Source organism: Streptomyces sp. NPDC001532, from assembly GCF_040298625.1.
Lineage (GTDB): Bacteria > Actinomycetota > Actinomycetes > Streptomycetales > Streptomycetaceae > Streptomyces.
Map to the genome: position 1 here is coordinate 54,255 of NZ_JBEPAL010000040.1, position 12,053 is coordinate 66,307.

The window sequence follows — 12,053 nt, forward strand, 5'->3', positions numbered from 1 at the left end:
CATGGGTGGGACGATCGCTGCGGTCAGCAGCAACGGCACGTACTCCTTCTCCAAGCCGAACCGCGACGGCATCACACTGCTCGCGGGTCTCGGCGTGGAGGGCGACGTGCACGCCGGGACGACGGTGAAGCACCGGTTCCGGATGAAGCGGGACCCGTCGCAGCCGAACCTGCGGCAGGTGCACCTCATCCACGAGGAGCTGTTCGCCGAGGTCCGCGACGCCGGTTTCGAGGTCGCCGCCGGTCAGCTCGGCGAGAACGTCACCACTCGCGGGATCGATCTGCTGGGCCTGCCCACCGGCACCCGGCTGCGGCTCGGCGACGAGGCCGTGGTCGAGGTGACCGGGCTGCGGAACCCGTGCGCGCAGATCGACGGGTTCCGCAAGGGCCTGATGAAGCAGGTCGTGGAGCGGGACGCCGACGGCGGGACGCGCTTCAAGGCCGGGATCATGAGCGTCGTCCTCACCGGCGGCGTGGTGCGGCCCGGGGACCCGGTGCGGGTCGAGCCGCCGGACGGACCGCACCGGCCGCTGGAGATCGTCTAGCTCAGCCCCGGAACTCCGGGGTGCGCTCCGGCGACGCCTCAGCCAGCGCCTTGAGGACGCCCTCGACTCCGGCGCGCAGCCCGTACACCGGGGTGCCGGGCTGCTGGCGCCAGGACTCGTCGAGGCCGCCCGCGTCGACGGTGTCGAAGCCGAGTTCGTCGATGAGCGCCCGCACCTTGCGCTTGGCCGCCTCGTCGTCGCCCGCGACCGGCAGCGCCTGCCGCTCGGGGTCGCCGGCCGGGCGGTGGCGGTCGAGGATGTCCTGGGCGTAGGTGCCGTTGAACGCCTTGACGACGGGGTGGCCGAGCTGCCGCTGCGTCCAGCCGCTCTCGGTGAGCCCCTCGTCCTCGATCCCGGCGATCCGGCCGTCCCGGTGCCGCGGGTAGTAGTTGCCGGTGTCGATGACGGCGACCCCGTCGGCCGCCTCGTCCAGCAGGCCGGACGGCAGGTCCGGCACCGCCTTCACCGGGACGGTGACGACGACGATCTCGGCGCCGCGGGCCGCCTCCGCCACCGGGACGGGGGTGGCGCCGGTCTCCTCGGCGAGCGCGGTGAGGGTGTGCGGGCCGCGGGAGTTGGCGACGGAGACGTCGTGGCCCAGGGCGGTGAGCCGCCGGGTGAGGTTGCCGCCGATGTTGCCCGCGCCGATGATGCCGATCTTCATGGCCGGCCTTTCCGCTGTCGGTGTTCCTGTCGTGTGACGAGCACCAACCGCCGCTCGGAGCGGGCTATTCCGGGCATCACGCGTACGGGTGACGACGCAGGGGCGCCCCGTCCCGGTGCGGGACGGGCGCCCCTGCGGCGCACGCGTCACTTGTTCAGGTGGGCCCAGAACTCGTCGAACGACAGCAGGCTGTCGCCGTTCAGGTCACGGCTGGCGATGATCGCCTCGGCGACCGTCTCCGTGACGTTCCAGTCGCCCCCCTGGGCCAGGGCGGTCTTGAACTCGGCCGCGGTGATCTGACCGTCACCGTCCGTGTCGATCCGCTCGAACTGCTTGCGTGCTTCCTCGATGTCGGCCACCGGTCCGCCCCTTTTCCTCATGCCTTGCTGTCGTACTGACGCAGGTCAGATTAACGGCCCGCCCGAGCGCGCAGCGCGGCGACCACCCACGCGAACTCCTCCCGGTGCGCCGGCACGGGTGTGCCCTTGAGCACGCCGAGGAGTTCGCGGTAGCGGGCGAGGCGGTCGTGGGACGCCGACTCCATGCGCTCCAGCACCGCCGCCCGATCCGCGTCGCCGAGCAGTTCGCCCAGCACCTCGTCGGCCTCGGGTGCGGTCGGGGCGATCCCGCGCGCCCGGGCCGCGCCGGCCAGCTGGATCAGCCGGCGGGCGAACCACAGGGACGATTGTTCATCAACGTCATCTCCTCCGCGGTCGAGCCGCGTCGCGCCACGGTCGACAGCACCGCACGGGTCGTCCGCAGCGAACGGATCCGCGCGTCCAGCGCCACGACATGGGCCGCGGCGACCTCCGCGACGGTCCGCTCCCCGGCCGGCACGCGGCGGACGTCGTCGAGGCCCAGCCCCAGCTCGCGCAGCGTGCGGATCAGCTCCAGGCGGGCGGCGCAGGCGGCGTCGTAGAGCCGGTAGCCGCCTGTGGAGCGGGTCACCGGGGTCAGGACGCCCTCGTCGGACCAGTAGCGGATGGTGCGCACGGTCAGTCCGGTCGCACGGGCCAGCTCGCCGATGGTGAGAAGTCCGGTGCCGTCGTCGATCATGTCTGCGAGTCTGGGCCTTCCAGTGGGTGGAGACTCAAGGAGCGGTGGTGGCGGGGAGCCTGCGGGACATACTCGACGCGGCGGCGCGGGGCGTCTTCCCGCCCGCGGACGGCCGTACGACCGTGGTCGCGCAGCCGTCCGGGCGGGACGCGGGCGTGCTCGCCCTCACCGCGCACTCGGTCGTCTTCACGGACGAGGACCCCGAGTGGGTCCGGGCCGCGCTGCGGGAGACCGAGGCGGACTGCGACGCGCTGGCGGCGACGATGAACCCGCTGTTCCTCGCGGCGCTCATGGCGCGGACCGGGCGCCGGATGGACACCGTCGACGTGCTGACGGCCGCCGCGCCGCTGCCGGGCGAACCGCGGGTCGCCCTGCGGCGGATCGACGACCCCGGTCATCCCCGGGTGGTCAGCTCGTTGCGGCGGCGCGACGAGGTGCGGGTGTGGGCGGCGGACGGCGGGCTGCTGGTGCTCGGCCGGGGCGTCGCGGGCCGTCTGGAGGTGGCGGTCGAGGTGGCCGAGGGGGCGCGGCACCGGGGGCTGGGGCGGGCCCTGGCGACGGCGGCGCGGCAGCTGGCCGGGGGCGAGCCGGTGTGGGCGCAGGTGTCGGCGGGGAACGCCCGCAGTCTGCGGGCGTTCCAGGCGGCGGGCTACCGGCCGGTGGGCTCGGAGGCGCTGCTCAGTGCCAGGCCTCGTAGTGCGGGTTGCTCTCGCAGCCGCTCATGATCTCGACCTTGGTGGTCTTGTTCACCGGGCACACGCCGATGATGTACTTCCGGTCGACGCCGCCGGGGAAGGCCACCTCGACCTGGTCGGCCCATTTGTGGGTGTCGCCGATGGTCTTGTTGACGTCGACGCCGCCCGGGGCGTCGATGTAGTAGTTCCAGCCCGACTTCCACCACTTCTTGTACAGGTCGTGGTCGTAGGTCGTGGACACGTACGGGGAGGGCTGGTTGACCAGGACGTACTGCTCCACGTCGTACTGGCCGTTCACGACGTCCTTGGGCTTGAAGCCCTCCTCGAAGACCACCGAGGGGCCGCGGCCGTCGGCGCGGTAGAGCGTGCCACAGCTCTTGCGCCAGACCGGCTCCGGGGTGATCCGGTCGACGTCCACGCGGCGGTCGGCGGCCGCCTTGACCTTGTCGTCGTACTGGACCGGGCAGGTGCCGGGTTCGGCGGCGGCCCGTACGAAGGCGGGAGCGGAGGCGGGGGCGGCGGCACCGGCGGACGCCGGGGAGGTGGCGGCGGTCGTCGCGAGGACGGCGGACAGGGAGAGGACGGCGGCGGCACGCCGCCGCACACGAGTAGTGATCATGCTGTGCACGATGGTCCGTCCAGGGTGGCGCGGTGCGGACCGTCACCCGCCCGGCGGCGTGTCAACTGACTACGGGTCAGCGGAAGATGCCGGGGGGCGGTGGCCCCGGCGAGTGGCTCAGCGGTCCGCCACCCGCATCTCGAACCAGGTCGTCTTGCCGCGGGGCAGCAGGTCGACGCCCCAGCGGTCGGACAGCTTGTCGACCAGGAAGAGGCCCCGGCCGCTGACGTCGAGTTCCTGCACCGGCATCAGACAGGGCAGGCCCCGGGACGGGTCGCGGACCTCGATGCGGATACGGCCGCGGGGGCGGCGCATCCGGAGGCCGAAGACACGGGCGCCGGTGTGGCGTACGGCGTTGCCGACGAGCTCGGAGACGAGCAGGACGACGTCCTCGGTCGTCTTGGGCGACAGGCCCCACTGGCGCAGGACCACCACCTGGGCCAGCCGCCGTGCGATCGCCGCGGACTCGGGGCGGGACGGCAGCGCGACTTCCCGTTCCGTCGGGTTGCCGTACGACTCCAGTGCCTTGAGCGCCTGTTCGTCCTCGACCGCGGGCGACCAGCGCGCCGCGGTCGCACGGCCGCGTCCCCGCGGCTGTTCGATGCCCTCCAGCCCCGCCATGCCCCCATCATGGCCGCCCCGCGCGCCCCCCGGGGCCGTTCCCGGCGAATACGCCCCCCGGGGAGCTTCGTCCTGCGCGTTTCGATCGGCATGTGCCGCAGGCAAAGCGGAGCCGGTGGCGGCCCCGCTGACCTGCGAGGACGACTCGATCGACGGCAAAGGACGGACTCCCTCGACGCGGCGGGCCCAAGGTCGCCCCAAGGGTTCCACAAACCGCCCCATCGAGGGATCCGTATCGGACACCCCGTCAATTACTTCTGCCTCAGAGGAACTTCGCCTTGCCCGGTCCGTCCTGCACGAAGCTGCGCATCCCGATCGCCCGGTCCTCCGTCGCGAACAGGCCCGCGAACCAGTTGCGCTCGACGGCGAGACCCGTCTCGATGTCGGTCTCCAGTCCGGTGTCGACGGACTCCTTCGCCGCGCGCAGCGCGAGCGCCGGCCCCTGGGCCAGCCGGGCCGCCCAGGCGTGCGCCTGTGTGTACACCTCGTCGGCCGGCACCACCCGGTCCACCAGGCCGATCGTCAGCGCCTCGTCGGCCTTGACCTGGCGGCCGGTGAAGATCAGGTCCTTCGCCTTCGAGGGGCCGACCAGCCGGGCCAGCCGCTGGGTGCCGCCGGCGCCCGGGATCAGGCCGAGCAGGATCTCCGGCTGTCCGAGCTTGGCGTTCTCCGCGGCGATCCGGAAGTCCGCGCACAGCGCCAGCTCGCAGCCGCCGCCCAGCGCGTAGCCGGTCACCGCCGCCACCACCGGCTTGGGGATGCGGGCCACCGCGGTGAAGGAGTCCTGGAGGGCGCGGGCGCGCAGGACCATCGCCGTGTGGTCCATCTCCTGCATCTCCTTGATGTCCGCACCCGCCGCGAACACCTTCTCGCCGCCGTAGATCACCACGGCCCGCACGTCGTCCCGGCGCGTGGCCTCCTCGGCCAGCTCCTTGAGGCGGTCCTGGGTGGCGATGTCCAGCGCGTTCATCGGGGGGCGGTCCAGGCGCAGCGTTCCGACGCCGTCCGCGACTTCGAGATGTACGGTCATGCAGGCAGGTTAACGGGGACTAACGGCAGCGGACCCGGTGCCGTAGCTCACACCGAGCCGGCACCGGGTCCGCGGCGATCGCGCGCCGGTTACGCCTTCCAGTCCTCCCAGGACATGTTCCAGCCGTTGAGGCCGTTGTCCGGGGCGATGGTGGCGTCGTCGGAGTTCTTGACCACGACCACGTCACCGATCATCGACTGGTCGAAGAACCAGGCCGCCGGCGCCTTCTCGTCCCAGCCGCCGCGCACGTCGCGCAGGCCGACGCAGCCGTGGCTGGCGTTGCGGTTGCCGAAGGCGTCGCCGCCCCAGTAGTTGCCGTGGATGAAGGTGCCGGAGGTGCTCAGCCGCATGGCGTGGGGCACGTCCTTGATGTCGTACTCGCCGCCGTAGCCGACCGTCTCGCCGTTCATCCGGGTGACCGTCAGCTTCTCGCTGATGACCATCTGGCCGTTCCAGGTCTCGTAGCCGGGGGCGCCGGTGGTGACCGGGATCGTCTTGAGGACCTTGCCGTCCCGCGTGACCTTCATGGTCAGCTTCTTGGCGTCGACGACCGAGACCTGCTCGCGGCCGATGGTGAAGGAGACCGACTTGTCCTGCTCGCCGTAGACACCGGGACGGCCCTCGACGCCGTCGAGGTTGAGGCGGACGGTGACCTTGGTGCCGGCCTTCCAGTACGCCTCGGGCCGGAAGTCGAGGCGGTCGTTGCCGAACCAGTGGCCCTCGACGTCGACGGCCGGCTCGGTCTTGATCTCGATGGCCTTCTCGACGTCGTCGGGGTTGGTGATGCCCCGGGTGAAGCGGAGCGAGAAGGGCATTCCGACGCCGACCGTGGAGCCGTCCTCGGGGGTGAAGGTGCCGATGAACGTGTTCTGCGGCGTCAGGGTGGTGAAGCTGGAGTCCTCGGCGGCGGTGCGCCCGGCGGAGTCCTCGGCGACCGCGTGCACCTGGTAGGTGGTGGCCGCGGCCAGGTGGGTGGACGGCGTCCAGGTGGCGCCGTCCCCGGATATCTCGCCGTCGATCTTCCCGCCCTCGGCGTCCTTCACGACGACCTCGGTGAGCTTGCCCTTCGCGGCGCTCACCTTGAGCGCGCCGCTGGTGTCGACCGAATCGGCGCCGTCCTTCGGGGCGATGGAGACGACCGCCTCGGACTGCTTGCTCTCGGTGGCGGCCGAGCCGGAGGCCTTGCCCTCGCCCTTGCCGTCACCCGATCCGGAGCCGGACGAGCCGGAGCCGCCACCGCACGCGGTGACGGCCAGCAGCAGCACCCCGAGTATCAGCGCGAGCAGTCCCCTGCCGCCGCGCCCCCCGCGCGCGTCAACCGACGCCCCCGATATCGGCCGCACGTTCAAGTTGTCTCCCCTCAACGGGCCCGGAACCGGGCCCACACCGGGCCCCGTCGGGCCCGCTCCCCAGCGCGTCCCGCGCGCTCGGCGCATATTAACCATATGGTCAGCGCGGTGAACGCCCCGGAAATGTCACCGTTCGGTCCCAACCGTTCCCCCCGCCGGGTCACTTCACGGCGCTGCCCGCCCGCCACTCCTTCCAGCTCATGTTCCAGCCTCCGAGGCCGTTGTCCGGAGAGACCACCTTGTCATTGCTGTTGACCACCTCGACGACGTCCCCGACGAGGCTGCGGTCGAAGAACCAGCCGGCCGGGGTGTCGGAGCCGCCGCCCTTGTCGTCGCGCAGACCGACGCAGCCGTGGCTGACGTTGGAGCGGCCGAAGACGCTCGCCGGGGCCCAGTAGTTGCCGTGCAGGAAGGTGCCGGACTCGGTGAGGCGCATGGCGTGCGGGACGTCCGGGATGTCGTACTCGCCCTTGCCGTTCTTCTTCTTGAAGCCGACCGTGGCGCCGTTCATCCGGGTCACTTCGAGCATCTCGGTGATGACCATCTTGCCGTTGTAGGTGGTGGTCTTCGGGGCGCCCGCGGTGATCGGCACGGTGCCGAGGAGTTCGCCGTCGCGCCGGACCTCCATGGTGTGGTCGGCGGCGTCGACGACCGAGACCTGGCTGCGGCCGACGGTGAAGGTGAACGTCTTGTGCTGGAGACCGTAGACGCCGGGCGCCGCCTCGACGTCGCGCAGGCGCAGGTCGACGGTGACCTCGGTGCCGGGTTTCCAGTAGTGCTCGGGGCGGAAGTCCAGCCGGCCGTCGCCGAACCAGTGCGGGCGGATCTCGACGGCCGGCTCCGAGGTGACCCGGATGGCGCGTTCCACGGCCGCGCGGCGCCGGATCTCCCGGTTGAACTCCAGGGAGACGATCATGCCGGTGCCGACCGTGGCGCGGTCCTCCGGGCTGACGTACCCGATGAAGCGCTCCTTCGGGACGTAGGTGGTGAAGGTGGTGTGCCGGGCCGAGCGGCGGCCCTCGGCGTCGACCGCGACCGCGTCGACGGTGTACTCGGCGGCGAGCGCCAGCCGGTCGTCGTGCGGTTCCCAGTGCCGGCCGTCCGCGGAGATCCGGCCCGGCACCGGTGTCCTTCGGGCGTCCTGGGTCTTCGTCACCTTCACCGACTCCAGCCGGCCGCCGGGCACCCGGACGGCCAGCTCCGTGTCGGGTCTGACGCCCTTGCTGCCGTCGTCCGGATGCACCCGGACGACGTCCTGCGGGGCCGGTGGCTTGCCCAGCCCTCCCAGACCGACCGCGCCCGGCGCCTCTCCGGTGCAGCCGACGGTCCCGGCCAGCAGTCCTGCCCATGTCACTACGGCGGCCAGTGCGGCCCTCGCGCGCCGTGCGCGCCCTTGTACGTGCCTCACAAAAGTGTCCAACGACGGCGGCGGCCCTGGGGAAACGTGAGTGCGAGCCAAGCTCTGGGCAGAACAGTGGGGAGGACGACGCGACGGGGAGCCGCGGTCGGGACGCCACAGGGCCCTCGGCGCGTTGTTCCATGAGCCGTGGGAGGCGTACTGGTGTCCAGCGCAGCCGAGCAGGAGACGCGTGTCGGGGAAGGGCGCCCTGCCGCTCTCGTGAACGGCGCCGCGCGCCAGGCGCCGCCGGTGCCGGTGTGGCCGGGGGCGGCGATGCCCCTGGGGTCGCGGTTCCGGGTCGGCCCGGACGGGGTGGCGGGGACCAACTTCGCGCTGTGGGCGGGCGGGGCGGAGGCGGTCGAGCTGTGCCTCTTCGACGACCGGGGCGACGAGCGGCGGGTGCGGCTGAGCGAGCTGACCCACGAGATCTGGCACGGCTTCGTGCCGGGCGTGCTGCCCGGACAGCGCTACGGCTACCGGGTGCACGGCCGCTGGGACCCGTGGACCGGTGGTCGCTGGAACCCGGCGAAGCTCCTGCTCGATCCGTACGCGCGGGCGGTGGACGGCGAGTTCGCGCTGCCGCCGGAGGTGTACGGGCATGTCCGCGACTGGCCGCAGCAGCAGGTCGCCGACACCGTGCGGGACGACCGGGACTCGGCGCCGTTCGTGCCGAAGGGCGTCGTCGTCCACGACGACGACGACTGGGCCGACGACCGCCGCCCGAAGACCCCGTGGGCCGACTCGGTGATCTACGAGCTGCACGTGAAGGGCTTCACCAAGCTGCACCCGGGCATCCCCGAGGACCTGCGGGGCACCTACGCCGGGCTGGCCCACCCGGCGGCGATCGAACACCTGACCAAGCTGGGCGTCACGGCCGTGGAGCTGCTGCCCGTCCACCAGTTCGCCCACGAGGACCACCTGCTCAGCCGCGGGCTGGTCAACCACTGGGGCTACAACTCCGTCGGCTACTTCGCCCCGCACGCCGCCTACGCCGCCTCCGGCACCCGAGGGCAGCAGGTCGGCGAGTTCAAGCGGATGGTCCGCGCGCTGCACGCGGCCGGCATCGAGGTCATCCTCGACGTGGTCTACAACCACACCGCGGAGGCCGGCGAGCTGGGCCCGACGCTCTCCCTGAAGGGCATCGACAACCGGGGCTACTACCGCCTCCAGTCGGACGCCCGCCGGTACGCCGACTACACCGGCTGCGGGAACACCCTGCACGTGGTCCAGCCGCATGTGCTGCGCCTGATCACGGACTCGCTGCGCTACTGGGTGACCGAGATGGGCGTCGACGGCTTCCGCTTCGACCTGGCGGCGGCGCTGGCCCGCTCCATGCACGACGTCGACATGCTCTCCCCGTTCCTCGCGGTCATCGCCCAGGACCCGGTGCTGCGCCGGGTCAAGCTCATCGCCGAGCCGTGGGACGTGGGCTCCGGCGGCTACCAGGTGGGCGCCTTCCCGCCGCTGTGGACCGAGTGGAACGACCGGTACCGCAACGCCGTCAGGGACTTCTGGCGGCACGCGCTGCCGGATGTGCGGGAGATGGGCTACCGGCTGTCCGGCTCCAGCGACCTGTACGCCTGGGGCGGGCGGCGGCCGTACGCCTCGGTCAACTTCGTCACCGCGCACGACGGCTTCACCCTGCGCGACCTGGTGTCCTACGAGCGCAAGCACAACGAGGCCAACGGCGAGGGCAACCGGGACGGCTCGAACGACAACCGCTCCTGGAACTGCGGCGCCGAGGGCGAGACCGACGACGAGCGGGTCCGGGCGCTGCGCCGCCGCCAGCTGCGCAATCTGCTGACCACCCTGCTGCTGTCCACGGGCGTGCCGATGCTGGTCGCGGGCGACGAACTGGGCCGCACCCAGGGCGGCAACAACAACGCCTACTGCCAGGACAACGAGATCAGCTGGATCGACTGGGGGCTGCTGTCGGACCCCGGCTGGAAGGCGCTGTTCGACCTCACCTCGCGGCTGATCGCGCTGCGGCACCGGCATCCGGTGCTGCGCCGCCGGGCCTTCTTCTCGGGGCGGGCCCACTCGGTGGACGGCCTGCGGGACCTGGCCTGGTTCACCGCGCGGGGCACCGAGATGACGGAACGCGACTGGTACGCGCCCGCCGCCACGCTCGGCATGTACCTCTCCGGGCGGGACATCCCGGGCCGCGACGAGCGGGGCGCGCCGATCGTCGACGACAGCTTCCTGGCCTTGCTGCACGCCGGTGAGCGGCCGGTGGAGTTCGTGCTGCCGGGGCCGCCGTGGGCGGAGCGCTACGAGGTGGTCGTCGACACCTCGCTGGAGGAGCAGGCGGCGGCCCCCGGGACGGAGCACCGCGCGGGGGCGGTGATCACGGTGCCGCCGCGGTCGGTGCTGCTGCTGAAGGTGGCGGGCTGAGCCGGAGTGTCGCGGGCGGGTGAAGGTGCCGGAGTGTTGCGGGCGGGTGAAGGTGTTGCCAGTCCATGAACTACCCGGGAGAAGCGTTGACCTCGCGGTACGCCCGCTGGCACCGTCCATGGTCATGAGGCCGTCCCCCTCGCGCTGTCGCTGAGCCGTCCCCCGGCTCCGCCGTTCTTCCCCTTCGCGTGTCCCCGCCCTGGGACACGTCTGCCCAGAGGATTCCGTCATGCCCGAAATATCCCGCCGTGTCTTCGGTGGTCTCGTCGGCGGTGGCGCCGCGGCCACGCTCGCGAGCACGGCCCCCGCCGAGGCCGCCACCCCCACCGCCACCGCCGAACGCCCCTTCCGGGCGCGCCCCGCCGGCCAGGGCTCGCAGCGCCGGCCCAACTTCCTGTTCATCCTCGCCGACGACCTCGGCTGGGCCGACCTCTCGGTGTACGGCGCCCCGCACATCAAGACGCCGAACCTGGACCGGCTCGCCGCGCAGGGCGTGCGCTTCACCGACGGCTACTCGGGCTCGGCGACCTGCTCCCCCACCCGGTTCAGCCTCTACACCGGGCGCTACCCGGGCCGCACCAGCGGCGGACTGGCCGAACCCATCGGCAACCGCACCCAGGGCCTCGACCCGAACCACCCCACCCTGGCCTCGCTGCTGAAGAAGGCCGGCTACGACACCGCCCTGATCGGCAAGTGGCACTGCGGCTTCCTGCCCGACTACAGCCCGACCCGGTCCGGCTGGGACGAGTTCTTCGGCAACTTCGGGGGCGCCCTGGAGTACTTCTCCAAGCTGGGCCAGCTCGGCGAGTACGACCTCTACGAGGGTGACGCGACCTACCAGGACCTGCGCTACTACACGACCGTCCTCACCGAGCGGGCCGTCGACTACGTCGGCCGGGACCACGAGCGTCCCTGGCTGCTCAACCTGAACTTCACCACCCCGCACTGGCCGTGGCTCGCCGAGGGCGACGAGGAGGCGGGCGCCGAGGTCGCGGCGAAGATCCGCGCCGGACAGGTGCTGCCGGGGCTGCTGCACAACGACGGCGGCTCGGTGGAGAAGTACACGGAGATGGTGCAGAGCCTGGACACCGCGATCGGCCGGGTGCTCACCGCGCTGCGCCGGTCCGGCCAGGAGCAGAACACCGTGGTGGTCTTCGCCAGCGACAACGGCGGCGAGCGGTTCTCCTACCAGTGGCCGCTCAGCGGCGCGAAGTCGCAGCTGCTGGAGGGCGGCATCCGGGTGCCGACCATCCTGCGCTGGCCGGCCCGGATCGACGGGCGGCAGGTCAGCCACGAGCCGGTGTACTCCCCGGACTGGACGGCGACGCTGCTGGAGCTCGGCGGCGCCCGCCCCGACCCGGCCTACCCGCTCGACGGCCACAGCCTCGCCGGTTATCTGCTGCGCGGCCAGGCCCTGCCCGAGCGGGACCTGTTCTGGCGGGTGCGGGGCAACCGGGCGCTGCGGCGCGGTGACTTCAAGTACTACCAGGACTCCTCGGGCAAGGATCACCTGTACAACCTCGCCGACGACGTCCGCGAGCAGGCCGACCTGGCCGCCGGCCGGCCGGAGCTGCTGGCCGAGCTGAAGGGCGCGTGGGAGGCGATCGCGAAGGGGCTGCTGCCCTACCCGGGCGCCTGAGCCGGGCGAAATCCGGTGGGCGTCGCCGGTGGCTGTCCGTAAC

Annotated in this window: 11 protein-coding genes and 1 pseudogene; 4 read left to right on the plus strand and 8 right to left on the minus strand. The window is 72.1% G+C overall.

What is annotated here, in order from left to right:
* Position 1: 1 nt before the first annotated feature.
* On the plus strand, positions 2-544 hold the full coding sequence (locus ABT232_RS29700; protein WP_351845439.1) for an MOSC domain-containing protein: 543 nt from the start codon (positions 2-4) through the stop codon (positions 542-544).
* A gap of 1 nt (position 545) precedes the next feature.
* Here the strand turns inward: ABT232_RS29700 and ABT232_RS29705 are convergent, their stop codons facing one another.
* From ABT232_RS29705 to ABT232_RS29715, 3 genes and pseudogenes are all read right to left on the minus strand, one after another.
* The gene (locus tag ABT232_RS29705; RefSeq protein WP_351845441.1) at positions 546-1,358 is read right to left on the minus strand and encodes an NADPH-dependent F420 reductase; all 813 of its coding nucleotides are present in this window, start codon (positions 1,356-1,358) and stop codon (positions 546-548) included.
* Complete coding sequence (locus tag ABT232_RS29710) at positions 1,355-1,567, minus strand: EF-hand domain-containing protein (RefSeq protein WP_351845443.1); 213 nt, start codon at positions 1,565-1,567, stop codon at positions 1,355-1,357. Before ABT232_RS29710 ends, ABT232_RS29705 begins: the two co-directional genes overlap by 4 nt.
* 50 nt (positions 1,568-1,617) lie before the next feature.
* Positions 1,618-2,264, minus strand: a pseudogene (locus ABT232_RS29715) (helix-turn-helix domain-containing protein).
* A gap of 47 nt (positions 2,265-2,311) precedes the next feature.
* On the opposite strand from ABT232_RS29715, the gene ABT232_RS29720 reads away from it, so the two are divergent.
* Entirely contained in the window at positions 2,312-2,989 is a 678-nt protein-coding gene (locus ABT232_RS29720; RefSeq protein ID WP_351845445.1) for a GNAT family N-acetyltransferase, read from the plus strand.
* On the opposite strand, the gene ABT232_RS29725 is transcribed toward ABT232_RS29720, so the two are convergent.
* The 5 genes from ABT232_RS29725 to ABT232_RS29745 all read right to left on the minus strand — a co-directional run bounded on the left by ABT232_RS29725 (position 2,943) and on the right by ABT232_RS29745 (position 7,986).
* Positions 2,943-3,578 (minus strand): ADP-ribosyltransferase, encoded by a 636-nt coding sequence (locus tag ABT232_RS29725; protein ID WP_351845447.1) that lies wholly within the window; start codon positions 3,576-3,578, stop codon positions 2,943-2,945. The genes ABT232_RS29720 and ABT232_RS29725 overlap by 47 nt on opposite strands.
* A gap of 117 nt (positions 3,579-3,695) precedes the next feature.
* Positions 3,696-4,199, minus strand: a complete 504-nt coding sequence (locus ABT232_RS29730) for an ATP-binding protein (protein ID WP_351845449.1) — start codon at positions 4,197-4,199, stop codon at positions 3,696-3,698.
* A 262-nt stretch (positions 4,200-4,461) separates the two neighbouring features.
* The gene (locus ABT232_RS29735) at positions 4,462-5,229 is read right to left on the minus strand and encodes an enoyl-CoA hydratase/isomerase family protein (protein WP_351845451.1); all 768 of its coding nucleotides are present in this window, start codon (positions 5,227-5,229) and stop codon (positions 4,462-4,464) included.
* 89 nt (positions 5,230-5,318) lie between these two features.
* Positions 5,319-6,578, minus strand: a complete 1,260-nt coding sequence (locus ABT232_RS29740) for a L,D-transpeptidase (protein WP_351845453.1) — start codon at positions 6,576-6,578, stop codon at positions 5,319-5,321.
* Between the two features lie 160 nt (positions 6,579-6,738).
* The gene (locus tag ABT232_RS29745) at positions 6,739-7,986 is read right to left on the minus strand and encodes a L,D-transpeptidase (RefSeq protein ID WP_351845455.1); all 1,248 of its coding nucleotides are present in this window, start codon (positions 7,984-7,986) and stop codon (positions 6,739-6,741) included.
* A gap of 153 nt (positions 7,987-8,139) precedes the next feature.
* On the opposite strand from ABT232_RS29745, the gene glgX reads away from it, so the two are divergent.
* Together glgX and ABT232_RS29755 are read left to right on the plus strand one after the other, a co-directional pair.
* Positions 8,140-10,371, plus strand: a complete 2,232-nt coding sequence (gene glgX / locus ABT232_RS29750; protein ID WP_351845457.1) for a glycogen debranching protein GlgX — start codon at positions 8,140-8,142, stop codon at positions 10,369-10,371.
* 229 nt (positions 10,372-10,600) lie between these two features.
* Positions 10,601-12,010 carry a sulfatase family protein gene (locus ABT232_RS29755; RefSeq protein WP_351845459.1) on the plus strand — a complete coding sequence of 470 codons (1,410 nt, stop codon included), beginning with the start codon at positions 10,601-10,603 and terminating at the stop codon, positions 12,008-12,010.
* Positions 12,011-12,053 lie beyond the last annotated feature (43 nt).

Excerpts from the sequence above, each read along its gene's own strand:
- ABT232_RS29730 (WP_351845449.1), bottom strand. The coding sequence starts at position 4,199 with ATGGCGGGGCTGGAGGGCATCGAACAGCCGCGGGGACGCGGCCGTGCG.
- ABT232_RS29700 (WP_351845439.1), top strand. The coding sequence starts at position 2 with ATGGGTGGGACGATCGCTGCGGTCAGCAGCAACGGCACGTACTCCTTC.
- ABT232_RS29755 (WP_351845459.1), top strand. The coding sequence starts at position 10,601 with ATGCCCGAAATATCCCGCCGTGTCTTCGGTGGTCTCGTCGGCGGTGGC.
- ABT232_RS29725 (WP_351845447.1), bottom strand. The coding sequence starts at position 3,578 with ATGATCACTACTCGTGTGCGGCGGCGTGCCGCCGCCGTCCTCTCCCTG.
- ABT232_RS29735 (WP_351845451.1), bottom strand. The coding sequence starts at position 5,229 with ATGACCGTACATCTCGAAGTCGCGGACGGCGTCGGAACGCTGCGCCTG.